The organism is Pseudomonas sp. AM4(2022), from assembly GCF_036346515.1.
In the GTDB taxonomy this organism is placed as follows: domain Bacteria; phylum Pseudomonadota; class Gammaproteobacteria; order Pseudomonadales; family Pseudomonadaceae; genus Aquipseudomonas; species Aquipseudomonas paracarnis.
In genome coordinates, this window is sequence record NZ_JAOTNW010000002.1 from 139466 (window position 1) to 164260 (window position 24795).

A 24795-nucleotide genomic window follows, 5' to 3' on the forward strand; every position below is an offset into this window, starting at 1 on the left:
ACAGACTCCTGAGCCCGTGTTTACGGGCGAGCGTTGCAGTTATAAGCGGCCATTATGACGAATGAATGACAGTTGTGCTTATCGACGCGACCTGTAGTCCCATTCGTCATTTGCGTAGGAATTGTTCACTTCGTGACACATCTCGATACTTTCATGAATCTTCGTGAAGGCGTAGGCTGCGCGTTCATTTCGCCAGCACCCTAGACCATGCTTCAACAATTTCTGCATGACTTCGGCTACTTTGCCCTCTTTCTCGGCACGTTCTTCGAAGGCGAGACCATCCTTGTACTCGCAGGCTTCCTGGCGTTCCGTGGCTACATGGATATCAACCTGGTGGTGGTCGTTGCCTTTTTTGGCAGCTACGCCGGCGACCAGCTCTGGTACTACATGGGGCGCAAACACGGCCGCAAGTTGCTGGCGCGCAAGCCGCGCTGGCAATTGATGGGCGACAAGGCGCTGGAACATATCCGCAAGCATCCGGATATCTGGGTATTGAGTTTCCGCTTCGTCTACGGCTTGCGCACGGTGATGCCCGTAGCGATTGGCCTGTCCGGCTACCCACCGTTGCGCTACCTGGTCCTCAACGGTATTGGCGCGGCGATCTGGGCCGCGGCACTGGGGGCGGCGGCCTATCACTTCGGCGCGGTACTGGAAGGGATGCTCGGCAGCGTCAAGAAATACGAGTTGTGGGTATTGGGCGCCTTGCTGGTGCTGGGCTTTGGCCTGTGGCTGCGCCGTCGCTTCAAGAATGCCCGCATCGCCCGCCAAGCCTGTGCCGAGGCCAAGGCTCGGCTGGCTAACGAGCCAGCCCCGGTCGAAACGCCTAAGACGCCAACCGAGTAAGCCGGCTTCTGCAACAGTAAAGGCCGATGATACTGAGCAGGCTGTAGCTCGCCAGGCCCAGCCAGCCCAAGTTGCTGGCGGGCCACAACCCCGCCAGCGGCGCCAGCCATACCAAGGGAACATTCAGCGCCAGGCGTGCCAGCTCGGCCTTCAGTGCCCATGGGCGATTCTCCAGCGCCACCCCCAGGGTAAACAGTCCCAGCGCCATCACGCCCCAACCGAGGGCCAGCGCCGACGTGGGCAACCCCTCACCGAAATTCATCAGATAGCTGCCAAAGCCTACATAGGCCGCAAACTGCAAGGCGATGTAGACCTGTTGGCGCACGTCCAGCGGCACCTCGAACTTGCGGAACTGGCTCAGGTCCGGCTTGGCCATCGGGTACTTGGCCTTGACGTCCGCCGGCCGCCAACCGGTGCGCATGAACCAGATGCGCAGCTTGTCCCACCAACGCTCAGTACGCCGGGCGTCGCTCCAGAGCTGCGCATAAAACTGCAGGTTGGCCCACAGCGGGTTCCAACTGGCCAGGGGTGTGGTCACGCCGAAAATCACCGGCTCGTTATCGTCTTCCTCCTGGAAGGTGCCGAACAGCCGGTCCCAAATAATGAACACCCCGCCGTAGTTGCGATCCATGTAGAGAGCGTTCTGTGCATGGTGGGCCCGATGATTGGACGGTGTGACGAAAAACCACTCGACCCAGCCGAGCTTGGGAACGTGGCGTGTATGAACCCAGAATTGATACAGCAGGTTGAGCGACGCCACGCTGATAAACACCACCAGTGGTACGCCGGCCACCGCCAGCGGCAGGTAGAAAATCCAACTCAACAGGAAGCCAGTGCTGGTCTGGCGCAAGGCGGTGCTGAGGTTGTAGTCCTCGCTCTGGTGATGCACCGAATGCGCGGCCCACAGGATGTTGCGCTCATGGCCCATGCGGTGCAGCCAGTAATAGCAGAAGTCATAGAACACAAAGGCAAACACCCAGGTCCAGGCACTCTGGGCCGGCAACTCGAACAGGGCCAGGTGCTTGATGGCGAACGCGTAGGTCAGCAGGCCCACGCCCTTGGTGAGCAAGCCGGTGGTGGTGGACAGCACACCGGTGCTGAGGCTGTTGATGGCATCCGCCACTCGGTAGTTGCGCGCGCCGCGCCAACGGTCGGCCAGCAACTCCACCACAATCAGGGCGATAAAAAACGGTACTGCGTAAGGCACAAAGTCCATGGGCTAGTCCGGTCTATTTTTGTTACATCAAGATTAGGTGCAGCGACGTGAGATCCCATTGGCAACAGGTTACAAATTAGTAGACATTTAACGCCATGAATCAGGAGAAATGCCCATGAGCAAAAAGATTGCAGTGATCCTTTCCGGCTGTGGCGTGTACGACGGCGCAGAGATCCATGAAAGCGTAATCACCCTGCTGCGCCTGGACCAGCGCGGCGCTCAAGTGGAATGCTTTGCACCCGACGTTGCGCAGTTGCATGTGATCAACCACCTCACGGGCGAAGAAATGCCCGAGTCGCGCAATGTGCTGGTCGAATCCGCGCGCATCGCCCGCGGCGCCGTGAAGGATATTGGCGAAGCCAACGTCGCAGACTTTGACGCGCTGATCGTGCCGGGCGGTTTTGGCGCAGCCAAGAACCTGTCGAACTTTGCCGTGGAAGGCGCAGGCTGCAGCATCAACCCGCAGGTACTGGCGCTGGCTGAAGCCTTTGCCGAAGCGGGCAAGCCGGTGGGGTTGATCTGCATTTCGCCGGCCCTGGCCGCCAAAATCTACGGCCCTGGCGTGACCTGCACCATCGGCAACGATGCCGACACCGCCGCAGCCCTGGACAAGATGGGCGCTACCCACGTCGAATGCACGGTAGAGGACATCGTCGAGGACCAGGCGCGTAAGCTCGTGAGTACGCCGGCCTACATGCTGGGCAAGAACATCAGCGAGGTGGCGTCAGGCATCAACAAGCTGGTGGATCGGGTATTGGAATTGACCCACGAGAACGACTGACGGAAATGCGCCTGTGGCGAGGGAGCTTGCTCCCGCTGGGTGGCGAAGCCGCCCCGTCTAAGCTGACGCGGTGATTCAGATAAAACACTGACGACGGCTTTAGGGCTGCTACGCAGCCCAGCGGGAGCAAGCTCCCTCGCCACAGGTCAGGCTGGCTTCATCAAGCGGGTAAGGATTCGGTCCAGCGCATTGGCAAACGCCTGCTTGTCCTTTTCGCCGTGGGGCGGTGGGCCGCCGCCCATCTGGCCTTGCTCGCGCAGGTCGGTAAACAGGTTACGCACCGCCAACCGCTCGCTCATGTTCGCCGGGCTGAATTCCTTGCCACGCGGGTCAAGGGCCGTCACGCCCTTCTTCACCAGTCGGTCGGCCAAGGGCACGTCGCTGCAAATCACCAGTTCGCCGGGCACCGCGTGCTCCACCAGGTAATCATCAGCGGCATCCGGCCCGCTGGGCACCACGATCAACTTCACACAGGCAAAGCTGGGTTTGATCTGGCTTTGCCCTGCCACCAGCACCACCTCAAACTGGCGCTTGAGGGCGAACTTCACCACTTGGTCCTTGGCCGCCCGAGGGCAGGCGTCGGCGTCGATCCACACGCGCATGCTACGCCGCCGCCCGGCGCTTTTCGGTCAGGCGGCTCCGGCCATACAACAGCACAATCGCCAGGATCGCCACGGCCTGTGCCCCCAACGAGTACGCATCGGCGTGGATGCCCAGCCAGTCGAAGTCAAAGAACGCCACCGGCCGCGTGCCGAAGATGCCTGCTTCCTGCAAGGCTTTCACACCGTGCCCGGCGAACACCACCGACAGCGCACACAGCAACGCGGCGTTGATGCCGAAGAACAGCGCCAGGGGCAACTTCGCCGAACCGCGCAGGATCACCCAGGCCAGGCCCACCAGCAGCACCAGCGCGGTGGCACCACCGGCCAGCACCGCGTTGTGCCCGGCAGGGCCGGCCTGCAGCCACAGGGTTTCGTAGAACAGGATCACTTCAAACAGTTCGCGATACACCGAGAAGAACGCCAGCACGGCAAAACCGAAACGCCCACCACCGCCCACCAGGCTGCTCTTGATGTAGTCCTGCCAGGCCGCCGCGTGACGCCGGTCGTGCATCCACACGCCGAGCCACAGCACCATCACACTGGCGAACAGCGCCGTGCAGCCTTCGAGCAATTCGCGCTGGGCACCGCTGACATCAATGACATAGGCCGCCAGGGCCCACGTAGCCAAGCCCGCCAACAGCGCCAGGCCCCAGCCGACGTTGACGCTGCGCACCGCCGATTGCTGGCCGGTGTTACGCAGAAAGGCGAGGATCGCTGCCAGCACCAGAATCGCTTCCAGGCCTTCGCGCAACAGGATCAGCAGGCCAGAGATATAGCTCAACGACCAGCTCAGGCCATCGCCGCCCAGCAAGCCAGCCGATTCAGTGAGTTTGCCTTTGGCCGCGTCCAAACGTTGCTGCACCTGCTCGATAGGCAAGCCGTCCTGCAACGATTGCCGATAGGCCATCAGGGCTTTCTCGGTGTCTTTGCGCACATTGGCATCGACGTTATCCAGGGAGCTTTCCACCAGCTCGAAGCCTTCCAGGTAGGCAGCGACAGACAGATCGTAAGCTTGCTCGTGGTCGCCGTTGCGGAAGGCCGCGAGGCTCTTGTCCAGGGTGGCGGCGGTGTAGTCGAGCAACTGCGCGGGGCCACGCTGAACCTGCGGCGGCTGGGCACGTTGGGCGCGGAATGTCGCCGCTGCGCCAGGGCCGTCAGCGGCGAGCACTTCATTGGGGGTCTGGCGGGCCAGGTCGGCGAGGTTAAACGTCTGCTCGCCTTTGGCGGCGGCCGGGTCGGCCGTGAAACCGGCGATATAGGTTGCCAGGTCCCAGCGCTGGCGGTCGTCCAGTTGGTCAGCGAACGACGGCATGTCCGTGCCTTCCACGCCCAGGCCGAGGGTGTTATAGATCGCGTAGAGGCTCAGGCGATCCAGGCGCGTGGCATCACGCAGGTTAGCGGGTGGCGGGGTCATGCCCATGCCTGCGGGGCCATCGCCGGCACCTGCTGTACCGTGGCACACCGAACAATGCTGGGCGTAGAGCGGCGCGCCGCGCGTCGGGTCCGGCGTGATGGCCGGGGCCTGGCTGACTTCATACGCCACGGCCAGCTTGGCACCCAATTGACGGGCCTGGCGGGCAACGCTCGCACCGTCCTGGTGGGCAGTGACCGCGGCCAGCAGTTCATCAACACCCTTTATCAGCTCGGCGCGCTCGGGCTTGACTGGCAAATCAGCCACCAGCCCCTGCAACACCCCGAGAAATTCCACTTGTTCACGGTATTCCGAGTCATCCACCACCTTGCCCGCCTCCACCGTCGGTGGGTAGTCGGCACCAATGTAGTCGAGCAGATGCAGGGCTTGTGGAGCGCCCTCGGCGGTCGCGGCCGACAGATTGAAGCTGCACGACAGCAACGCCGGCAACAGCAGCCAGGCGAAAAAGCGGAAAGGGGCGGTCATGAATGAATCTCAAGTGGAAATACGAAGTAACACTATTGTTGAGCTTTAATGGATTCGACTCAAGGTGTTATTTCATATCCATAAAACCAATGTGGGAGCGGACTTGCTCGCGAAGGCGGTGGTTCAGTCACTATCTTCTTTGACTGATACACCGCCTTCGCGAGCAAGCCCGCTCCCACATTTTTGAGCCAGTCGCTTGGTCAGGCCGTGGCGCGATGCAGGCTCGCGAGGAAACCGGCAGCGCCGACAAACAAGCCAGCAAAGGTGCGGTTTACGCGTTTCTGTTGTTTGGGCGTACGCAATAGGCGCAAGACTTTCGACGCCAACCCTGTGTAGCCCGCCATCACGATCATATCGACGCTGATCATGGTCGCACCGAGGATCAGGTACTGGACCAACAACGGCGCCTGCGGGTTCACGAACTGCGGCAGCACCGCCAGCATGAATACCAGCGCCTTGGGGTTGCTGGCGTTGACCAGAAAGCCGCGGAACATCATCGCCATCGGTTTGCCGATCGGGCGCACGGCGGCGTCATCGGTCATGTCCATGGGCAGGGCACGCCATTGTTTGATGGCCAGATACACGAGGTAGGCCACGCCAAACCATTTGATCGCATAGAACGCAGTAGACGAGGCCGCCAGAATGGCCCCCAAACCACCGGCAACCACGGCAATCTGCATCGCCAGGCCCAATTGCAGGCCAATGGCGTTCCAGTAGCCACGCAAAAAACCGTACTGCAGGCCGCTGGACATCGAGGCGATGGCACCGGCGCCAGGAGAAAGGGAGATGATCCAACTGGCCAGGAAAAAGGCCAGCCATGTATCGAGAGCCATTGCACACCTCGTAAGGGAGTTAGCGGTTGTGCCTTAAGCTAACTCCAGCGACCAAAGGCTGGCTATAGATTTCTGTAGGAGCGAGCTTGCTCGCGAAAGATGCACAGGCGATGCGGGCTGACTGCAAGCGCTGCGTTATCGTTTACGGTCTTCGCGAGCAAGCTCGCGCCTACAGGATGTTGGTGCCAGAGCCGGGCCAACGGCGCACCGAACGCTGGAAGAACAGACTATTGGGCACCTGCACCATCGCGCTGTTGGTCCCGGCTTCCTCGACTTCGATCAGCGTGGTGTAGAGCAAGTTGATCGCCACGACCCGGCCCTTCACGCCCGGCTTGTCGACGGTGTCCACCAGCTCGACGATATCACCCAGGCGAAACGGCCCGACAGTAAAGATCAGGATCGCGCACAGCAGGTTGGACAGCACCGACCACATGGCAAAGAACGCCACAGCCGCCACCGCGACAAAGCCCGACAGGGCCGTCCACAGCACCGTGGCAGACACACCCAGGCGACCCAGCACGAAGATCAGCGCACTGCCCATGATCAGCCAGCGCAAGCCGCCACGCAGAGGCATCAGCAATTGCGGCGGGAACGGGTAGCGCTCACCCAGGCGCGTAAGGCCCTTGGCGACAAAGCGCTGGGCCAGGTAGCCGGCCAGCAGGATCAGCAGGATTTGCACGCCAATCCAGATGGGCTCGATCCATTGCACCGGGACTGGCAATTGCAACGCTTCCATCAGGACAGCGCCTCCAGCTCCGCTTGCAGGGTTTCGAGCAATTCGAGGGCCTCCATCCAGGTTTCCTCCAACTGCGCCTCGCGTACCTTGAGCTTGGCCTGTTCGGCCAGCAAGTCACGCAGCTCGTCCTTGCGCGCCGCCTCGTACACGGCGCTGTCGCCCAGGCTGGCTTCGATCTTGGCCAGGCGCTCATGCACCTTGCCCAGTTCGGCTTCCAGCTTGTCGGCTTCACGCTTGTGCGGCGCCAACTGCTGGCGCAGCGCGGCGGCGGCCTGGCGCTGAGCTTTCTTGTCGGTCTTGTCCGGGTTGACCGGCGTGTTGCTGGCCGGCGCGTTGCGCAGGCGGTATTCCGTCAGCCAGCGCGCGTAGTCGTCCAGGTCGCCGTCGAACTCTTCGACCTTGCCGTCGGCCACCAGCAGGAAGTTGTCGGTGGTGCTCTTGAGCAGGTGACGGTCGTGAGACACCACCAATACCGCACCGCTGAACTCCTGCAGGGCCATGGTCAGCGCCAGGCGCATTTCCAGGTCCAGGTGGTTGGTTGGTTCATCGAGCAGCAACAGGTTCGGGCGATCCCATGCGATCAGGGCCAGGGCCAGTCGGGCTTTTTCGCCACCGGAGAAATTCAGCACAGGTTCGTCGATACGCGCGCCACGGAAGTCGAAACCGCCAAGGAAGTCGCGCAGGGTCTGCTCGCGCTCGGTCGGCGCCAGGCGTTGCAGGTGCAACAGCGGGCTGGCCTTGGCGTCCAGCGAGTCCAGTTGGTGCTGGGCGAAGTAACCCACCACCGTGTTCTCGCCACGGGTCAGACGGCCGGCCAGCGGCTCAAGCTCACCCGAAAGGTTCTTGATCAGTGTGGACTTGCCTGCGCCGTTCGGGCCGAGCAAACCGATGCGTGCGCCCGGCGTGAGCTGCAGCTTGACCTTCTCCAGGATGGTTTTGTCGCCATAGCCAAGGCGAGCGTCCGAGAGGTCCAACAGCGGGCTGGAGATCTTCACCGACTCACGGAAGACAAAGTCGAACGGCGAATCGACATGGGCCGCCGACAATTCCTCCATGCGTTCCAGGGCCTTGATCCGGCTCTGGGCCTGGCGGGCCTTGGTGGCCTGGGCCTTGAACCTTGCGATGTAGCTTTCCATGTGCGCACGTTGCGCCTGTTGCTTTTCAAAGGCCTGTTGCTGCTGGGCCAGGCGTTCGGCACGCGCGCGTTCGAACGCGGTATAGCCGCCACGGTAAAGGGTGATTTTCTTCTGTTCGACATGGGCGATGTTATCGACCACGGCGTCGAGGAAATCCCGGTCGTGGGAAATCAGCAGCAAAGTGCCTTGGTAGCTCTTGAGGAAGTCTTCCAGCCACAGGATCGCATCGAGGTCCAAGTGGTTGGTCGGCTCGTCGAGCAGTAGCAGGTCCGAGGGGCACATCAGCGCTTGGGCCAGGTTCAGGCGCATGCGCCAGCCACCGGAGAAGTCGGCGACCGGACGGTCCATCTGTTCGTTGGTAAAACCAAGGCCGGCAAGCATCTTGCGAGCACGGGCGTCGGCGGTATAGCCGTCGGCGCTGTCCAGCTCCGAATGCAGGCGCGCCTGGGCGGCACCGTCCTGGGCTTTTTCGGCCTCAGCCAGGTCGTGTTGCACCTGGCGCAGGCGCAGGTCGCCATCGAGCACGTAGTCGATGGCGATACGGTCCAGGGTGTCGATCTCCTGACGCATATGGGCAATGCGCCAGTCGGCCGGCAGCAGGCAGTCCCCGGAATCCGGGGTCAGCTCCCCCAGCAACAGGGCGAACAACGTGGATTTGCCGGCGCCGTTGGCACCGATCAGGCCGGCTTTGTGACCGGCGTGCAGGGTCAGCTCGGCGTCTTCAAGAAGACGTTGCGGGCCACGCTGTAATGTTAGGCTTTGAAGTCGGATCATAATGGCGGCGGAGTCTACCAGCTTCGTTGGCCGCTGGCTTGGGTGTGAATATGTGCGCTGACCTGTGGAGCTTTGCCCTTTCGACCTATGCCCGCCCGGGCGTGGAGGCCGCCTGCCTGCGCGTGCAAGAACATGGGGCAGACGTGTGCCTGTTGTTGTGTGGTGCGTGGCTGGAAAAACGAGGTGTGGCGTACAAGCCCGAACGCGCTCAGGCATTGCAACAGATCGCTCATCCGTGGCAGGTGCAGGTTGTCGAACCGCTACGCCAAATGCGCGTGCAATGGCGCGCCTTGGTCCAGCAGGATGCGCAGTTGGCATCACTACGAGAGCAGGTCAAGACACTGGAGCTGGAGGCCGAAAGAACGCTGCTGGCGCGCTTGGAAGCGCTGGCGCAGGCATGGCCGATCAATGAGGTGGTGGGTCAGCAAGACTGGCTTGAAGGCCTGGCGACCGAAGCCGCCAACCTTGACCACGACGCGCTGCTGCAATTGCGCGTCATGGCCACCAACACTTAGGAAGCGCTGGTTGGGGTGGTGCTTGGCGCTACCGGTGCAGGGGTGCTGCTGGCCGATGCAGTTGGAGCGGTGGCTGCTGCCGGAGTGGCAGCGGGTGCTGCTGGAGTAGCTGGCTTTGCGGGCGCTGGCTTTGCGGCTGGTTTGGCTGCAGCAGGTTTAGCGGCTGGCTTAGCGGCTGGTTTGGCAGCAGCCGGTTTAACGGCTGGCTTTGCGGCCGGTTTGGCAGCTGCGGTTTTAGCGACTGGCTTGGCAGCTGGTTTGGCGGCAGCAGTTTTAACAACTGGCTTGGCAGCTGGTTTGGCAGCTGGTTTGGCAGCAGCAGTTTTAGCAGCTGGCTTAGCGGCTGGTTTGGCAGCTGCGGTTTTAGCAGCTGGCTTCGCTGCCGGCTTGGCAGCAGCAGTTTTAGCAGTTGGCTTCGCGGCTGGTTTGGCAGCAGCAGTTTTAGCAACTGGCTTCGCGGCTGGTTTGGCAGCAGCAGTTTTAGCAACTGGCTTCGCGGCTGGTTTGGCAGCAGCAGTTTTAGCAGTTGGCTTAGCGGCTGGTTTGGCAGCAGCAGTTTTAGCAACTGGCTTCGCGGCTGGTTTGGCAGCAGCAGTTTTAGCAGTTGGCTTAGCGGCTGGTTTGGCAGCAGCAGTTTTAGCAACTGGCTTCGCGGCTGGTTTGGCAGCTGCGGTTTTAGCAACCGGCTTGGCAGCTGGTTTGGCAGCAGCAGTTTTAGCAGTTGGCTTAGCGGCTGGTTTGGCGGCTGGTTTGGAAGCAGCGGTTTTAGCGACTGGCTTAGCGGCAACTTTCGCAGGCGTACGAGCACCCAGTGCTTTAGCTACGGCTTCCTTCACACGGCCAACGCCTTGGGCCAGTTTCAGGCTTTCTTGAGCGTCTTTTTTGAGTTGGGAAATGTAGCTGCGGGTTTCGGCTTGGCGATCCTTGAGAGCATCCAGCAGCTCTTCAAGTTCTTTGACCGCGCCTTTGGCTTTGGCTTGCGCCTTGGACTTGCCGGCAGTGGCGGCATCTTGCAGTTTGGTGCGGGACTTGTGCAGCTTTTCTTGCGCTTTACCGCGTTGCTTTTCCAGTTTGGCGAGCAGTTTTTCTGCATCAGCCAAGGCTTGGGAGCACGCGCTTTCCAGATGTTCGAGCAGGCTGCCCGAAAGTTGTTGGAGCAAGTGCAACGGGGTATTTACAGGCTTCTGTTTGGCCGACATGGTTTACCTCCTGGCTGACGTGGGTGCGGCTCATACTAGCCCTCTGCTCTTACCGCCGCTAGGGCATGTTGACAGTATCCTTTGCCTTGCGTTGCACCGTGCGAAAATTCTTATCGATATAACGGAAAACCACGCCACTTTTTACGCACTCGCACTGGCATAATCCGTCGCACTTTCGCCGGGAGCATGCCCATGTCGCGTTACCTTTTTCTAGTGTTCGGCTTGGCGATTTGCGTGGCCGATGCAAGCGAGCAACCCTCGTCAAACACCACCGCCGTAGCCCCGCACGATCTTGCCTATAGCCTGGGCGCAAGCCTTGGCGAACGGTTGCGCCAGGAAGTCCCCGACCTGCAGATACAGGCCCTGCTCGACGGACTCAAGCAAGCCTACCAAGGCAAGCCACTGGCGCTGGATAACGCGCGCATCGAACAGGTCCTCGCGCAGCACGAAGCACAGAGCGCCGCCGACGCCCAACGACCTCAAAGCGAAAAAGCACTCGCTGCCGAGCAGCAATTTCTCTCAAGGGAAAAAGCCGCCGCTGGCGTTCGTCAGTTGGCCGATGGGATCCTGCTCACCGAGCTGGCACCGGGCACTGGCAACAAGCCGTTGGCCAGCGATGAAGTGCAGGTGAAATACGTAGGCCGACTGCCTGACGGAACTGTCTTCGACAAAAGTACGCAACCGCAATGGTTTCGCCTGAACAGCGTGATCAGCGGTTGGAGCAGTGCATTGCAACAGATGCCGGTGGGTGCGAAATGGCGCCTGGTGATTCCTTCAGCCCAGGCCTATGGCGCAGACGGTGCAGGTGAGTTGATCCCACCCTATACGCCGCTGGTGTTCGAAATTGAACTGCTCGGCACTCGCCACTGACCCATAAAAAACGGTGCGACATGCGCACCGTTTTTTTATCTCGCCGCCAAGGATCAGGCCTGGACAGCAGCCTTTTGTTTGTGGGCCGTGTGCAACACTTCGATCAGGCAATCTTCCAATTCGAAACGCTCATGGAGCAGACCGCCGAGCTCCTTGAATTTTTCAGCAACACACTTGCCTTCATCACACAGATCATTAAAGGCCAGCAGCTTCTCGGTGATCACATCAATGCGCGGGTAAAGGGTTTCGGCCAATTCCAATCCGCGTTTGTCATTGAAGGCTTTCGCTTCGCCGGTCAGCTGCTCATAAACCTCAAAATGACCCGCAGACACGTAATCCACCAAAGACCCGCAGAATTCTTGCAGAGGCTTTTGCTTCTCAGCCAATGCATCGGGATGGGCACCAAGAGTGTCATAGGCCTGAATCAGTTCGTGACGCTCCAGCAGCCATCTATCGATCAGCTTGTGCACACCACCCCAGCGTTCCTGAGCATTCTGACAACTTTCCAACATGATGATCTCTCTTCCCTATTGGGGCGCCGCAGCTCTGTACCTGCGCGACACTTCAAGGATGAAGCGGCAGACGGACAAGGCCGCGTCTGACAAGCGGTTTGGATAACGCGTGCGGGCCAGATTATGCCCGCATGACTATGGCTTCAAGGTACGCAGGAGAGAATGTTCATACAAGTGTTTAATCCGCGCCTACAACCTGAGTCTCGTTTTCAAGGCGTTGCGAGGCGCAAATGCCTGCCGAACAACAACCGTGACACCTGCATGAACCCCAAAATCAGCATCGCCACAAAAAACAGCAGGCTCCACTCAGGCAGGCTCAAGTCAAACAGCGTCCAGTTGATTTCAACGCAATCGACCGTACCATTGAACACCGAGCGCATTGCCTGCCAGACAGACAGGTTTTCAAGCATGTGCTGCAGGCTGGGCCAGCAATCCCCCACCTGGCTTGCCGGCCTGTTCTGCAACAGGACTTGCCGGCCTGCGGTGATGGCACCCAGCAACGCACAGCCCATGCTCGCCAACCCATAAAGGCAAAGGCCGGAACGCCCAGGTTTGTGAAGCGCGGCAATCAGGTTGATCAATGCAAAAGAGGCGAGGAACAGGCGTTGTACCTGGCATAGAAAACAAGGTCGTAGCAGCGCACCGTATTGAAGGTAGTAAGACGCGCCCAACGTCAGCGCACCCGCCATGAACGCCAGGAAAAACAAAGAGCGTAAAGGGGCCAGAGACATTGTTTATCCGCACTGCAAGAGATAGGTCGCTACGGTAGAGGAAAGGCCCGACCCCTTTCAATACGCCCTAGAGAGGACATTTCCTCGAAAACATAAGGACATCCCGCCACGGGCCCGAGGAAAATCAGCCACAACAAGTAGGAATTAGTAACAAAGCCAGTTAAGCCGAGGGGTTGCAGGGTTTGAAGGATTGGGTGTCAGATCGGTCCTAGCCAACCCATCCACCCTTTCCTACTTCAAACTCGCGCAGGCACTGGCAGCGGCGAGGACAGCAGACGATTGTCGAGCAACCCCAAGCCTTCCTGAAACAGCTGGTTGCTGCGCTCGGTATCGCCCAATTGGGCCAGCAGGCGAGCCAATTCGGCGCAGGCTTCGGGATTGCGCTGTACTTGCAGGCTGCTTTCCAGATAATCCCGCGCCTTGCCCCACAGACTGTTTTGCAGGCACAGACGACCCAGCGTCAGCAGCAGGCTGGCATCGCCTGGATGGTCCTTGAGCCAGCCTTCGGCAAACTTCAGTTGCCGCGCAGGATCACTGCCGCGCAGCAGGCCATACAACCGGATCAGGTGACTGTCATAACCGCGTTTAAGGGCACCACGCAGCACTTCTTCGGCCTTGGCATCCGCGCCCAATCGACGCAGTTGGTCGGCATACGCCAATACCAGTTGTGGCTGTTGGCGCTGGGCTGCGGTCAGTTGCTCCCACGCGCGCTCCAGAGACTGCAACCCTGCTTCGCCTTGCTCTTCACGCTGGGCCGCCAGGCTCAGGTTCTCGCCCCAGGCGCGACGTTCCAGCTCGGCCAGCTCGCTGGCGGGCAAGACTTTGTCCTTGCGCAACTCGGGCAGCAGGCGAATCACTGACGACCAATCGCCACGCTGCTGATGCAGACGTTGTAACTGTCGCAGCACTTGCGCGTTATGCGGGTGACGCTCATGCATCGCCTGAAGAGTGACCAGTGCACCTTCCGTATCGCCACGGTCCATCTGCAACTGCGCATGGCTCAGTGCAATGGCCAGTTCTGCCTGGGGCTGGCGCTCCAGGGCGCGCTCCAGCAAACCGTCGGATTCCTCATAACGGCCCTGTTCATTGGCCGCACGGGCGGCACCGATGTAATACAGCAGGGGTTGGCGCTCTGCTTCGGCAGCGCGGTGCAGGTGGCGCTCGGCGCTGGCCCAGCGGCCCTCGGCGAGGTCCATCTGGCCTTGCTCGATAGCGATCTGCACACGACGGCTGCGGTTGCGTCGTGACCAAGGGTTGACCACGCCACCGGATGTGGTGACCAGGCTCCACAACACGCGGATCAGGTAAATCGCCAAGCCAATGGCGAACACCGCCACTAATGTCGCCCACAGGCTTGATTCGTAATGCAGCAGGTGAGGATAGGTAATCAACACGTAGCCGGTGTGCTTCGAAATGCCCACACCCAGCGCCAGGGCGACCGCAATTGCGAGCACCAGGATCACATAGAAACGCTTCATCAGCTCTACTCCTGGGTCGCCGGATTGCCAGCCGAGGCCTTGGCTTCGTCGGCAGACTGATGACGACGTTCAAGGTACGCCTGCACAGCGGCCAGGCTCGCAGCCAGGTCAGGCGTGACCACCGACACCGCCTTGGGCTCAAGCTCGGCAATACGCGCCAGCATCGCCTTGCTCTGCGGGTTGTCCTGGTTGAAGTTGTCCTGCAATACGCTGCGCGCTTCTCCCAACGAGCGGCTGTACACCGCCGCCTCGCCGTTAAGCGCAGCCCATTGGGCTTGCTCCAGCGCCAGGCTCAAGGCCAGCCGCACTTGGTTCAGGCCTTGGCCTGCCAACAATGGGCGGATGTTGTCGTCTGGGTTGAAGTCGATGCGGAAGTAACGGGAAATCTGCTCCCACCACTGGCTCAACTGGTTCTGCGTATCGCTGGTGGGACGCCCCTGGGAAGCAGGCTCCGTGAGCTGATACTCCGGGGCAATCGCCGCCAGTTGCACCACCTGGTCACGCAAGGCAGCCAATTGCAGGTACAGGCCGGTACGGTCCGGTTGCTCAGTGCTGCGTAGCGCGGCCAGGCTCTTGGCCAGTTGCTCGCGTGCGGCGAAAGCCCCTGGGTCGCTCTGTTCGCGAAGAATCTCGTCGGCACCCTGGACCAGCGACTGGGCGCTGTTGATGTCTTGCAAGGCGGACAAACGCAAGCTGGCCAGACGGATCAGATGCTCGGCCTCGGCCAGGCGCCAGTCCTTGCGGCTGGCACCCAACACGGTTTCCAGACGCTGGTTGAGGCGCTGCTGATCACCCTGCAACTGAGTGACCAGACGGCGACGCTCTTCCAGCTCATCCGCACCCGGCAACTGCGCCAGGCGGGCGGCCAGCTGTTGCTGGCCTTGCTTGAGGCTCTGGGACTGGTCATCCAGGGTCTGCACCTGGCCCAGTTGGTGCTGGCTGCTGGCTTGCAGGGCACGGACCTGCCAGATCCCCCAGCCGCCGGCGGCTACGCCCGCAGCGCCCAACAGCAAGGCGACAATGGCCAAGCCATTGCCACGGCGTGGCGCGCTGACCGGTGTCTCGACCGGCGCATCAAGCGCGGGCTGAGCTTCATCTTTAGGCAAGGCTGTTTCGCTCACGTATCCGTCCTTTGCGTATCAGAGAGTGGGAACGGGATAGCTCCCTAACGCCACTAACAAAGCCGCGGCACTCGCACCGCGACAATCCACAACTTTTTCTGCACCCGCGGCCCGCGCCATTTCATATACACGCGGGCTGGGCACGAACAACGGCAGCTGTGCCACCTCTGGCCAATCGGGGCCGGCTAACGCGTGCAGGTGTAAAAAACCCTGCCCACTGCTGACCACCAGGCCGTTCAAGCGTTCCAACTGGATGCGTTGCATCAACGCGCCCTTCTCATACACCGGAAGAAAACGCCGATACAATTCCAGGTAATCGACACTAGCACCTTGCTCGTGTAAACGCTCTGCCAGCAACTCGCGCCCGCCCTCGCCGCGCAGGATCAACACCCGTGCGCCCGACAGTGCAATAGCCTCGCGCAAGGCGGGCAGTTCAAGCAAGGCCTCGCTGTCATCGCCCGTGGCGGGATAGTGAACGTTGAGGCCATGATCGGCCAGTATCTGGGCCGTGGCCGCGCCGACACTGAACCAGGGCATTGGCGGCACACTGTCCCCCAACCGCTGCAACGCCAGGCGCGCAGCCGGCTTGCTCACCACGATGACAGCGCAATAGCGCGGCAGCGCGCCGAACACCGCGTGTTGTTCAGCGGTCACCGGCAACGCTTCAGTCTCCAGCAAAGGCAGGCAGCTGCTGTGAATACCGCTCTGGGCTAATAACGCCGCCAGGGCCGTCGACTCCTCGGCAGGCCGCGTCAGCAGCACTCGCCAGTCGGTCACTGCGGGCCGGCCTCGCCATAGACTTTTTGCAAAATGGCACCCGCGCCTTTTTCCAGCAACGCTTCGGCGACCTGAATCCCCAAGGCCGTGGCATCACGTTGCGGCCCACGTACCTCGGCGGTCAGCAGGTTACCGCCGTCCGGATCACCGACCAAGCCACGCAGCCACAGGTTCTCACCCTCGAGTACGGCATAGCAGGCGATGGGCACTTGGCAGCCACCGTTAAGGTGTTTGTTCAAGGCACGCTCGGCGGTGACGCGCACTTCGGTGTCTGCGTGATCGAGAGGTTTTAGCAGCGCGTGAATTTCGCTGTCGGCGGTGCGGCATTCAATGCCGACTGCGCCCTGCCCGCCAGCCGGCAGACTGTCGTCGACGCTGATGGCCGAGGTGATACGGTCTTCAAAGCCCAGGCGGATCAGGCCGGCAGCAGCGAGGATGATCGCGTCGTATTCGCCGGCGTCGAGCTTGGCCAGGCGCGTATTGACGTTGCCACGCAAAAAGCGGATCTGCAGGTCGGGACGTCGCGTCAGCAACTGGGCCTGGCGGCGCAGGCTGGAGGTGCCGACGATACTGCCCAGCGGCAATTCGTCCAGGGACGCGAAGGTGTTGGAAACAAAGGCGTCGCGCGGGTCTTCGCGCTCGCAGATACAAAAAAGGCCCAGGCCTTCAGGGAAGTCCATGGGCACGTCTTTCATCGAATGCACGGCGATGTCGGCTTCGTTGTCCAGCAGCGCGGTTTCCAGTTCCTTGACGAACAGGCCCTTGCCGCCGATTTTCGACAGTGGCGAGTCCAGCAGCTTGTCGCCGCGACTGACCATGGGCACCAGGGATACCTTGAGGCCGGGATGGGCCTGCTCAAGGCGTGCTTTGACGTATTCGGCCTGCCACAAGGCCAGGGCGCTTTTACGGGTGGCGATGCGGATTTCGCGAGAGGACATGGATCAATCCGTACTAAATAGATACGGCGGATAATAACAGCTCAGGCAAATACGCTTTGATTTGAATCAGCAAGTGCGGGGCCTCCCTGGCCACGTCGCACCGGGATAAGGAATGCAGACCACGCCGCAGCCCTTGGGCTAAAGCTGCTGCATCATCTTGCGCACGCCAGCGACATGGCGTCGGCTGACGATCAACGCATCGCCATTGAGCCCCTTCAGGAATAGCTGAAAATGCCCCAGGGGCGTGCGCTGCAAGCGCTCGATGCGTTCACGGGCGACCAGCGCGTTGCGATGAATGCGCACGAAACGATCGCCAAACTCATCTTCAAGGGCCTTGAGCGGCTCATCGAGCAACACTTCACCGGTCTCGTGGCGCAAGGTCACGTACTTGTGATCGGCAATAAAGTAGACCACCTGGCCGAGTGGGATCAGTTCGATGCCCTTGCGGGTACGCGCGCTGATATGGCTGCGTGGCCCGTTACCACTTTGCGCAGCCGGTTGCGTCAAGGCAGCCAGTTGGGCGCGGCTGGGACGCTCGGCTTTTTTCAAGGCTTTGAGCAAGGCTTCGGCAGTGGCCGGCTTGACGAGAAAACTGACACCGCTGTCTTCCAGCGCCTGTGCAGAAAACTCATCCTGCGCCGCACACAACACCACGGCGGGCGGTGATTCGCGTTCGCTCAAGCGGGCGGCGACCTGCAGGCCATCAAAGCCCGGCATGCGGATATCGAGCAGCACGACGTCCGGCTTGTGGCTGTCGATCAGCGTCAACGCCTCCTCGCCGCTGGTGGCACTCGGTTCAAGGACTGTATAACCCTCGAGTTCACTGACCAAACGGCTCAGTCGCTCGCGGGCTTGGGGTTCGTCATCAACGATCAGGACATTCATATTGCGCTGGATTCCTGCGTGAGTCTCGCACAAGGATAGCGTAGACAGGTGCGGTGACTGACGTCACAGCGATCCACGCTAAGACTAGCGCGAGCGGCAAAAAGTGCCCTGAGAATGGCACCCAAATTTACCCGGACCTGTTCAATAGCGCCCAAGACCCGCTGCCTTCGGGCATCGTCGTAGGGTTCACTGATAAACAATCCGAATACCCCCCTGTTTAATGGATAGTCTGGTTATGACCGCATCACCCGACTTTGGTGCATTCACACACTATCAGTCCAACTGTAGACGCTCACTGAGGCGACATTGCTCAATCGTCAAATATCGTTTCAATAAGTACCTGCCCCCAGTCTCGTCCCGGATGCGGTCGGCGGCAAGGCACTTAGCCATCTCTTACACAAATAAAATTGCCGGCCACCCGCAGCACCGCCTCCACGGGCAACCCTGTTATGATCGCCGGCACACCTTCATGCCTCTTTTAAGCAGATCACGAGCGAATCCATGAGCACCGACAAGACCAACCAGTCCTGGGGCGGCCGCTTCAGTGAACCCGTCGACGCCTTCGTCGCGCGCTTCACCGCCTCCGTCACCTTCGATCAACGCCTGTACCGCCACGACATCATGGGCTCCATCGCCCACGCCACGATGCTGGCCAAGGTCGGCGTGCTGACCGACGCCGAGCGTGACAGCATCATCGACGGCCTGACCACCATCCGCGGTGAGATCGAGGCAGGGACGTTCGACTGGCGCGTCGACCTGGAAGACGTGCACATGAACATCGAGGCACGCCTCACCGACCGCATCGGCGTGACCGGCAAAAAACTGCACACCGGCCGTAGCCGTAACGACCAGGTCGCCACCGATATCCGCCTGTGGCTGCGCGATGAGATCGACCTGATCCTGGGCGAAATCACCCGTCTGCAAAAAGGCTTGCTGGAGCAGGCCGAGCGTGAATCGGACACCATCATGCCCGGCTTCACTCATCTGCAGACCGCACAGCCCGTGACCTTCGGCCACCACCTGCTGGCCTGGTTCGAAATGCTCAGCCGCGACTACGAGCGCCTGGTCGATTGCCGCAAGCGTGCCAACCGCATGCCGCTGGGCAGCGCTGCACTGGCCGGCACCACATACCCGATCGACCGTGAGTACACCGCGCAACTGCTGGGCTTTGACGCCGTGGGCGGCAACTCCCTGGACGGCGTGTCGGACCGGGACTTCGCCATCGAGTTCTGCGCCGCCGCCAGCATCGCGATGATGCACCTGTCGCGCTTCTCTGAAGAGCTGGTGCTATGGACCAGCGCCCAATTCCAGTTCATCGACCTGCCGGACCGCTTCTGCACCGGCAGCTCGATCATGCCGCAAAAGAAAAACCCCGACGTGCCAGAGTTGGTGCGTGGCAAGAGCGGCCGTGTATTTGGCGCACTGATGGGCCTGTTGACCCTGATGAAAGGCCAACCACTGGCCTACAACAAGGACAACCAGGAAGACAAGGAACCGCTGTTCGACGCAGCGGACACCCTGCGCGACTCGTTGCGTGCCTTTGCCGACATGATTCCGGCGATCAAGCCCAAGCACGCGATCATGCGTGAAGCGGCGCTGCGCGGGTTCTCTACCGCGACCGACCTGGCGGACTACCTGGTGCGCCGTGGCCTGCCGTTCCGTGACTGCCACGAAATTGTCGGCCACGCCGTGAAGTACGGTGTGGACACCGGCAAGGACCTGGCGGAAATGAGCCTGGAAGAACTGCGCCAGTTCAGCGACCAGATCGAGCAGGATGTGTTTGCCGTGCTGACCCTGGAAGGCTCCGTGAATGCCCGTAACCATGTGGGCGGCACTGCGCCGGCACAGGTCAAGGCGGCGGTCGTGCGCGGCCAGCAATTGCTCGCCAGCCGCTAAAACTGTGGGAGGGGGCTTGCTCCCGAAGGCGGTGTATCAGTCAAGAAAATCTTAGCTGACCCACCGCCTTCGGGAGCAAGCCCCCTCCCACATTGGTTATTTCTTGGCCGCAATCATCGCCATGAATGCCGGCATCGCCGCCTGCCTATCCGCCTCTACCTTCTGCGCGTTGGGCATCTCATTCAGGCGCACCAACAAGGCCTTCGCCTTCGGCAACTGCTCCAGCAGGTCCAACCCAAACAGCTTCTCGCCCACACCGCAGGCAAGGTTCAAGCTGTACATGAAATACAGGTCCGCTAGGGTGAAGCTCTCCCCTGCCACATAAGGCGCGAACTTACCGTGCCGCCCTAACGTACCGATCCCAAGCAACAGCTCGGCCCTGGATTTTTCCTTGATCGCCTCCGGAACCGACATGCCGAAAAAAGCCTCGGCGAAACACGCCCGTGCAGGCAGTTCGATGTACAGCTCGATCTCACGGCACAACGCCAACGCCTGAGCCCGCGCAAACGGGTCGGCGGGCAGTAGCGCCGGGCCTTCCTGGGTCTGTTCGAGGTATTCGAGGATGACGCTGGTTTCGTTGATGAACCCCTGCTTCACACCCAGCACCGGCACTTTGCCGCGGGGGCTTACCGCCAAGGCTTCGGGAGTTTGCCCGGCATAAAAAGGCACCTCTTCGAAGGGCAGTCCTTTCTCCAACAGCGCCAGCTTGACCATGTTGTAGTAGTTGCTGACCGAAAATCCGTAAAGCTTGAGCATCGCAAAGCCTCCAGGCCGGGTGTGGGGTTGGCTGCAAGAGTTATAGATCCTCGAGGGCACCCTGACCAGCAGCATCACCCACCTGAATGGGGGTAGACTGACGCCCTTTCCTTGAGGAGCCTGCCATGAGCGAGCCGACCGATATCGACAACGACGAAGAAGAATTTACCGAGACCACGCTGATCGAAGCCATCGAGAACCAGATCGAGAGCGATAACCCGCCAGCGGCCAAGGCTACGTTCAACAAACTGACCCTGGTGGGTTACGAGCGCGAAGATATCCTGAATCTGATGGCTCACGTGCTGGCGTTCGAGATCGACGCCATGCTCGAAGATGACCGCGCCTTCAATACCGAGTGGTATGAAACGGCACTGCGGGCACTGCCCGAGCTGCCACCGGAAAAGGAATAACCCCGGCACACAGCAACACGCTGGACAGTTCGGCAAAGTGCGTTCACCTTATGGCCTGCTAGCCTCTAATAAATTTTAGAAAGTCTGGAGTCCTTATGTCGTATACCCCTGAGTTGGTTGCCGAACTGGAAATCCTTGTACTCTTCCCCTTGGACAGCACCAAGGAAGGCTTGAAAGTCCATCAGACTGCCGCCCCTACTGCCATCGCCGCTGCCAAGCGCCTCCATGCCAAAGGGCTGATCGACCAACCGGACGGGGGCTACCTGACGAGCCTTGGCCGGGACGCTGCCGAGCAAGCCCAAACCCTGCTGACCATCCTGACTACTGCCAACACCAAAGAAGCCGCCTGATACTTGATACCGCCCATGGAGTCCGCCGCCTGCGGATTCCGCGGGTGTTGCTGCGCGGCATACGAAATTCTGACGCCAAAAAGCCACTTCCCTCTAAAACTCCTACGCTACTGTCTGTAAACTCCTGCATGGCCGCCCGCGTCGGGCTGCGAGCCACCGAGTTCGACATGACCCGCACCCATGAAATCCGCCCCGATCTGGACGAAGGCATCGACCGTAAGGTGCTGACCCAACTGCGCGCGCGTTTCATGACCCTTAATCAAGGCCGCATGGCCCGGGCCGTCGAGGGGCTGACGCCACGCCAGCAAAGCGTGCTGGCTTTGTTGCCGCTGTTTTTCCACGTCAATCATCCGCTGTTGCCGGGCTATGTCTCCAGTAACACACCAGCCGGCCTGTCGAATTTCGAACCGGACACCCAGGCCCTGGCCGATGCCCAGCGCCTGACCCGTTCGTTCTCCTATAAACCGCGCCACGGCAACCCGCCTACGCCGATCCACGGCTTGTTCCTGATGGGCAGCCTTGGCACGCTGGCGCAGGCCGATCAAAGCGATATGGACGTGTGGGTGTGCCACGCTCCCGACCTGAGCAAGACCGAGCTGGACGAGCTACGCAAAAAGTGCCAACTGCTGGAAACCTGGGCCTTGGGCATGGGCGCCGAGGCGCATTTCTTCCTGATCGACCCGACGCGCTTTGTGTTGGGTGATCGCGATACGCCACTGAGTTCCGACGACTGCGGCACCACCCAGCACTACCTGCTGTTGGATGAGTTCTATCGCACCGCGATCTGGCTGGCCGGGCGCACGCCCATTTGGTGGTTGGTGCCGGTCTACGAAGAAAACCGCTACGCCGAGTTTACTCACGCCCTGGTTTCCAAGCGCTTTATCCGCGCCGATGAAACCCTCGACCTCGGCCATCTGGCTCATATACCTGCGGGGGAGTTTATTGGTGCCGGGCTGTGGCAACTGTTCAAGGGCATCGAGTCGCCCTACAAGTCGGTGCTCAAGCTGCTGCTGACCGAGGTCTACGCCAGCGAACACCCGAACGTGCACTGCCTGAGCCTGCGCTTCAAACAGGCGGTGTTCAGCCATCAGGTAGACTTGGATGAGCTGGACCCGTACATCATGGTCTACCGCCGTATCGAGGAATACCTCAAGGCCCGCAACGAGCTGGAGCGCCTGGAACTGGTGCGGCGCAGTCTGTACCTGAAGGTCAACCGCAAGCTCAGCGCCGGCCAGCGCACCGCCGGTTGGCAACGGCAGCTGCTGGAACGCCTGGCGCATGAGTGGGGTTGGGATACGCGCCAACTGGCCCTGCTGGACAGCCGCAGCCAATGGAAAGTGCGCCAGGTCGCCTCCGAGCGCCGCGCTTTAGTCAATGAGTTGAACTACAGCTACCGCTTCCTCACCCAGTTCACCCGCAGCGAACACACCGCCAGCGCGGTCAATAAGCGCGAACTCAATGTACTGGGCCGCCGCTTGTACGCGGCGTTCGAGCGCAAGGCCGGCAAGGTCGAGTTCATCAACCCCGGCATCGCCCCGGACTTGGCCGAAGACACCTTGACCCTGGTGCAGTCGCCCAACCGCAAGGAGCCGGGCCAGCACCATTGGGGCCTGTATAACGGCAACCTTACTGCTCTGGAGTGGGAACACTTCGCGCCGATCAAACGCAGCCGCGACCTGCTGGAAATGCTCACCTGGTGCCATCGCAACGGCGTGATCGACAGCAGCACCCGTCTGGCGCTGCACCCCGGCACCAGCGACATGACCGAGTTCGAGCTGTTCAACCTGTTGGGCAGCCTGCAACAGACCATCGCCCTGCCCCTGGCCAGTGTCGATGAGAGCCGCTTGCTACGCCCGGCAGTGCCGGAAGAGGTGCTGCTGCTGATCAACGTTGGGGTTGACCCACTCAAGCATCATCGCGACCTGAATATCCTGATGACCACAGAGCGCACCGACTCCCTGAGCTATGCCGGCGTGCGCGACAACCTGGTGCTGACCCTGGACCAGGTCACGCTCAACAGCTGGAACGAAGTGATGGTCAGCCGCTATGACGGCCCCCACGCCCTGCTCGACTGCCTGCGCGACTACCTCAATCAACTGCCATCGAACCATCTGCCACGCCTTCGAGTGCGTTGTTTTTGCCACAACCGGGCACAGTTCATTGCCCAACGTGTAGAAGAGGTATTCGACACCGCGCAGCATCTGCTGCTCGGCCAGGGCAATCATCGCTACCTGCTCCAGGTGCAGCAGCATTATCACGTTATGGAACTGGTACCGGGCCAGGCCACCCATGTGTCACTGCCGACCCAGGACACGCTGATCGCCTACCTCAGCGAGGAGCTGGCCAGCTACAGCCCGTGGCACCTGGACGCCATGGCCCTGGAAGACCACGACCTGGCGCTGCTGCTGCCCATGGGCCAAGCGGAGTGTGTGCAGGTGTTCTACCGCGTCAATGAAGGCTTCGCCGACGTCTACGTGCTCGACGAATTCAACGCGCTTTGGCAGCAGCACTTGCCGTTTCATGATGAGCAAAGCCTGTTGGCACCGCTGCAGCGCTTTTTGCAATCGATCCTGTACCGCCGCGAAGCGCTATCGTCCCTGGACGCCCAGCAACCCGCGGGCGAGGTACAGATCCTGTACTACCAACTGTTGCCATCGGGCAGCGGCCGTGCGCGGGGCGTTGAGCCAAGGCCGGCCCCGCAAGACCCTGCCAATAAGGCGTTTTATGACGTGCAGGCCATTATCGGCAAAGGCGCGCCAGGCCAAGTGGGGATCACCCTGTACTGCAATCAGCGGGAGTTTTCCGAACTGGAATTTGGCGACCAGCTGTTTGCAGTGGTCGCCCGGGAGATCGTCGGGCAACGTCGGGAAACCGAGCGTTACCGCTGCTATATCACTGATCTGGATCTGTCGGGACTGCTCGGTGATGTGCAAAGCCCAAGCAATCTGTACCTGCGCTATAAAGCCGAACTGGAACAGTCACTCAATGCGGCCTTGAATCAGGTTTAGAGCGGGAAGGCGCCACCATCTTTGGGCTGGCCTTCGACGCTGAGCAATTCCAGCTTCAGGGTCTTGCCGCCTGGCGCCGGCCAGTCGATGTGCTGGCCCACTTGCAGGCCGAGCAATGCGCTGCCCACGGGTGCCATGATCGAGATCTTGCCTTCGTCGGCGTTCGCGTCCTTGGGGTAGACCAGCGTCAGGTGATAGTCCTTGCCGCTGCTTTGCTCACGGCAATGCACGCTGGAGTTCATGGTCACGACACCCGCAGGCACTTCATCGTGACCAACCACGTCTTCGGCGCGGTCGAGTTCGGCTTGCAACGCTTCGACGCCGGGAAACTCGTCGCCCAAGCGGTCGATCAGTTGCTCCAGACGCTGCACGTCAAGACGGGTAAGAATGATGGACGGTGCGGTGGTCATGATTCAGGCAGACTCCTTTTTTCTGCACAAAAAAGCAAAACCCCGCCAGAAAAAGGCGGGGTTCTCACGGACCTCGATGAATGGAGGTGTATCCGGACACTACCACAGCGACACAAATAAA

Annotated in this window: 23 protein-coding genes and 1 pseudogene; 8 read left to right on the forward strand and 16 right to left on the reverse strand. The window is 60.7% G+C overall.

Annotation, left to right across the window (positions count from 1 at the left end; translation table 11 throughout):
• Nucleotides 1-207 precede the first annotated feature (207 nt).
• Nucleotides 208-843, forward strand: a complete 636-nt coding sequence (locus ODQ19_RS02975; RefSeq protein WP_032894585.1) for a DedA family protein — start codon at nucleotides 208-210, stop codon at nucleotides 841-843.
• Here ODQ19_RS02975 and ODQ19_RS02980 read toward each other — a convergent pair.
• Entirely contained in the window at nucleotides 824-2059 is a 1236-nt protein-coding gene (locus ODQ19_RS02980; RefSeq protein ID WP_330209300.1) for a sterol desaturase family protein, read from the reverse strand. The genes ODQ19_RS02975 and ODQ19_RS02980 overlap by 20 nt on opposite strands.
• Nucleotides 2060-2174: 115 nt before the next feature.
• Between ODQ19_RS02980 and elbB the strand changes: the two genes are divergently transcribed.
• Entirely contained in the window at nucleotides 2175-2840 is a 666-nt protein-coding gene (elbB, locus tag ODQ19_RS02985; protein WP_330209301.1) for an isoprenoid biosynthesis glyoxalase ElbB, read from the forward strand.
• A gap of 146 nt (nucleotides 2841-2986) precedes the next feature.
• Here the strand turns inward: elbB and ODQ19_RS02990 are convergent, their stop codons facing one another.
• From ODQ19_RS02990 to ODQ19_RS03010, 5 genes are all read right to left on the reverse strand, one after another.
• The gene (locus ODQ19_RS02990) at nucleotides 2987-3442 is read right to left on the reverse strand and encodes a YaiI/YqxD family protein (RefSeq protein WP_116666599.1); all 456 of its coding nucleotides are present in this window, start codon (nucleotides 3440-3442) and stop codon (nucleotides 2987-2989) included.
• 1 nt (nucleotide 3443) lies between these two features.
• Complete coding sequence (locus tag ODQ19_RS02995; RefSeq protein ID WP_330209302.1) at nucleotides 3444-5339, reverse strand: FTR1 family protein; 1896 nt, start codon at nucleotides 5337-5339, stop codon at nucleotides 3444-3446.
• Nucleotides 5340-5539: 200 nt separating this feature from the next.
• Complete coding sequence (locus tag ODQ19_RS03000) at nucleotides 5540-6172, reverse strand: LysE family transporter (RefSeq protein ID WP_330209303.1); 633 nt, start codon at nucleotides 6170-6172, stop codon at nucleotides 5540-5542.
• Between the two features lie 169 nt (nucleotides 6173-6341).
• The gene (locus ODQ19_RS03005; protein ID WP_003195372.1) at nucleotides 6342-6908 is read right to left on the reverse strand and encodes a mechanosensitive ion channel family protein; all 567 of its coding nucleotides are present in this window, start codon (nucleotides 6906-6908) and stop codon (nucleotides 6342-6344) included.
• Nucleotides 6908-8818 (reverse strand): ATP-binding cassette domain-containing protein, encoded by a 1911-nt coding sequence (locus tag ODQ19_RS03010; RefSeq protein WP_330209304.1) that lies wholly within the window; start codon nucleotides 8816-8818, stop codon nucleotides 6908-6910. Before ODQ19_RS03010 ends, ODQ19_RS03005 begins: the two co-directional genes overlap by 1 nt.
• A gap of 50 nt (nucleotides 8819-8868) precedes the next feature.
• Between ODQ19_RS03010 and ODQ19_RS03015 the strand changes: the two genes are divergently transcribed.
• On the forward strand, nucleotides 8869-9333 hold the full coding sequence (locus ODQ19_RS03015; protein ID WP_330209305.1) for a TIGR02444 family protein: 465 nt from the start codon (nucleotides 8869-8871) through the stop codon (nucleotides 9331-9333).
• A 209-nt stretch (nucleotides 9334-9542) separates the two neighbouring features.
• Here ODQ19_RS03015 and ODQ19_RS03020 read toward each other — a convergent pair.
• Nucleotides 9543-10532: pseudogene (locus tag ODQ19_RS03020) on the reverse strand (AlgP family protein); the annotation flags it as partial.
• A gap of 192 nt (nucleotides 10533-10724) precedes the next feature.
• On the opposite strand from ODQ19_RS03020, the gene ODQ19_RS03025 reads away from it, so the two are divergent.
• On the forward strand, nucleotides 10725-11402 hold the full coding sequence (locus tag ODQ19_RS03025) for an FKBP-type peptidyl-prolyl cis-trans isomerase (protein WP_330209307.1): 678 nt from the start codon (nucleotides 10725-10727) through the stop codon (nucleotides 11400-11402).
• Nucleotides 11403-11455: 53 nt separating this feature from the next.
• On the opposite strand, the gene ODQ19_RS03030 is transcribed toward ODQ19_RS03025, so the two are convergent.
• From ODQ19_RS03030 to ODQ19_RS03060, 7 genes are all read right to left on the reverse strand, one after another.
• Nucleotides 11456-11914, reverse strand: a complete 459-nt coding sequence (locus tag ODQ19_RS03030; RefSeq protein ID WP_034129039.1) for an Rsd/AlgQ family anti-sigma factor — start codon at nucleotides 11912-11914, stop codon at nucleotides 11456-11458.
• 209 nt (nucleotides 11915-12123) lie between these two features.
• Complete coding sequence (locus ODQ19_RS03035; RefSeq protein WP_116666592.1) at nucleotides 12124-12645, reverse strand: disulfide bond formation protein B; 522 nt, start codon at nucleotides 12643-12645, stop codon at nucleotides 12124-12126.
• A 236-nt stretch (nucleotides 12646-12881) separates the two neighbouring features.
• The gene (locus tag ODQ19_RS03040; protein WP_330209308.1) at nucleotides 12882-14123 is read right to left on the reverse strand and encodes a heme biosynthesis protein HemY; all 1242 of its coding nucleotides are present in this window, start codon (nucleotides 14121-14123) and stop codon (nucleotides 12882-12884) included.
• 5 nt (nucleotides 14124-14128) lie between these two features.
• The gene (locus ODQ19_RS03045; protein WP_330209309.1) at nucleotides 14129-15244 is read right to left on the reverse strand and encodes a uroporphyrinogen-III C-methyltransferase; all 1116 of its coding nucleotides are present in this window, start codon (nucleotides 15242-15244) and stop codon (nucleotides 14129-14131) included.
• An 18-nt stretch (nucleotides 15245-15262) separates the two neighbouring features.
• Entirely contained in the window at nucleotides 15263-16021 is a 759-nt protein-coding gene (locus tag ODQ19_RS03050) for a uroporphyrinogen-III synthase (RefSeq protein ID WP_330209310.1), read from the reverse strand.
• Nucleotides 16018-16959 carry a hydroxymethylbilane synthase gene (gene hemC / locus ODQ19_RS03055; RefSeq protein ID WP_330209311.1) on the reverse strand — a complete coding sequence of 314 codons (942 nt, stop codon included), beginning with the start codon at nucleotides 16957-16959 and terminating at the stop codon, nucleotides 16018-16020. Before hemC ends, ODQ19_RS03050 begins: the two co-directional genes overlap by 4 nt.
• 138 nt (nucleotides 16960-17097) lie before the next feature.
• Nucleotides 17098-17844 (reverse strand): LytR/AlgR family response regulator transcription factor, encoded by a 747-nt coding sequence (locus ODQ19_RS03060; protein ID WP_116666589.1) that lies wholly within the window; start codon nucleotides 17842-17844, stop codon nucleotides 17098-17100.
• Between the two features lie 501 nt (nucleotides 17845-18345).
• Here ODQ19_RS03060 and argH point away from each other — a divergent pair.
• Entirely contained in the window at nucleotides 18346-19740 is a 1395-nt protein-coding gene (gene argH / locus ODQ19_RS03065) for an argininosuccinate lyase (protein WP_020302866.1), read from the forward strand.
• Nucleotides 19741-19836: 96 nt separating this feature from the next.
• On the opposite strand, the gene ODQ19_RS03070 is transcribed toward argH, so the two are convergent.
• The gene (locus ODQ19_RS03070) at nucleotides 19837-20496 is read right to left on the reverse strand and encodes a glutathione S-transferase family protein (RefSeq protein WP_330209312.1); all 660 of its coding nucleotides are present in this window, start codon (nucleotides 20494-20496) and stop codon (nucleotides 19837-19839) included.
• 125 nt (nucleotides 20497-20621) lie between these two features.
• Here ODQ19_RS03070 and ODQ19_RS03075 point away from each other — a divergent pair, with 125 nt between their 5' ends.
• The 3 genes from ODQ19_RS03075 (at nucleotide 20622) to ODQ19_RS03085 (ending at nucleotide 24264) form a co-directional block, all read left to right on the forward strand.
• Nucleotides 20622-20906 carry a hypothetical protein gene (locus tag ODQ19_RS03075; protein ID WP_014720450.1) on the forward strand — a complete coding sequence of 95 codons (285 nt, stop codon included), beginning with the start codon at nucleotides 20622-20624 and terminating at the stop codon, nucleotides 20904-20906.
• Nucleotides 20907-21001: 95 nt separating this feature from the next.
• The gene (locus ODQ19_RS03080) at nucleotides 21002-21256 is read left to right on the forward strand and encodes a TIGR02647 family protein (protein ID WP_014720451.1); all 255 of its coding nucleotides are present in this window, start codon (nucleotides 21002-21004) and stop codon (nucleotides 21254-21256) included.
• A 167-nt stretch (nucleotides 21257-21423) separates the two neighbouring features.
• On the forward strand, nucleotides 21424-24264 hold the full coding sequence (locus ODQ19_RS03085; RefSeq protein WP_330209433.1) for a class I adenylate cyclase: 2841 nt from the start codon (nucleotides 21424-21426) through the stop codon (nucleotides 24262-24264).
• Here the strand turns inward: ODQ19_RS03085 and rnk are convergent.
• Nucleotides 24261-24674, reverse strand: coding sequence for a nucleoside diphosphate kinase regulator (rnk, locus tag ODQ19_RS03090; RefSeq protein ID WP_116666588.1), 414 nt, complete (start codon nucleotides 24672-24674; stop codon nucleotides 24261-24263). The genes ODQ19_RS03085 and rnk overlap by 4 nt on opposite strands.
• Nucleotides 24675-24795 lie beyond the last annotated feature (121 nt).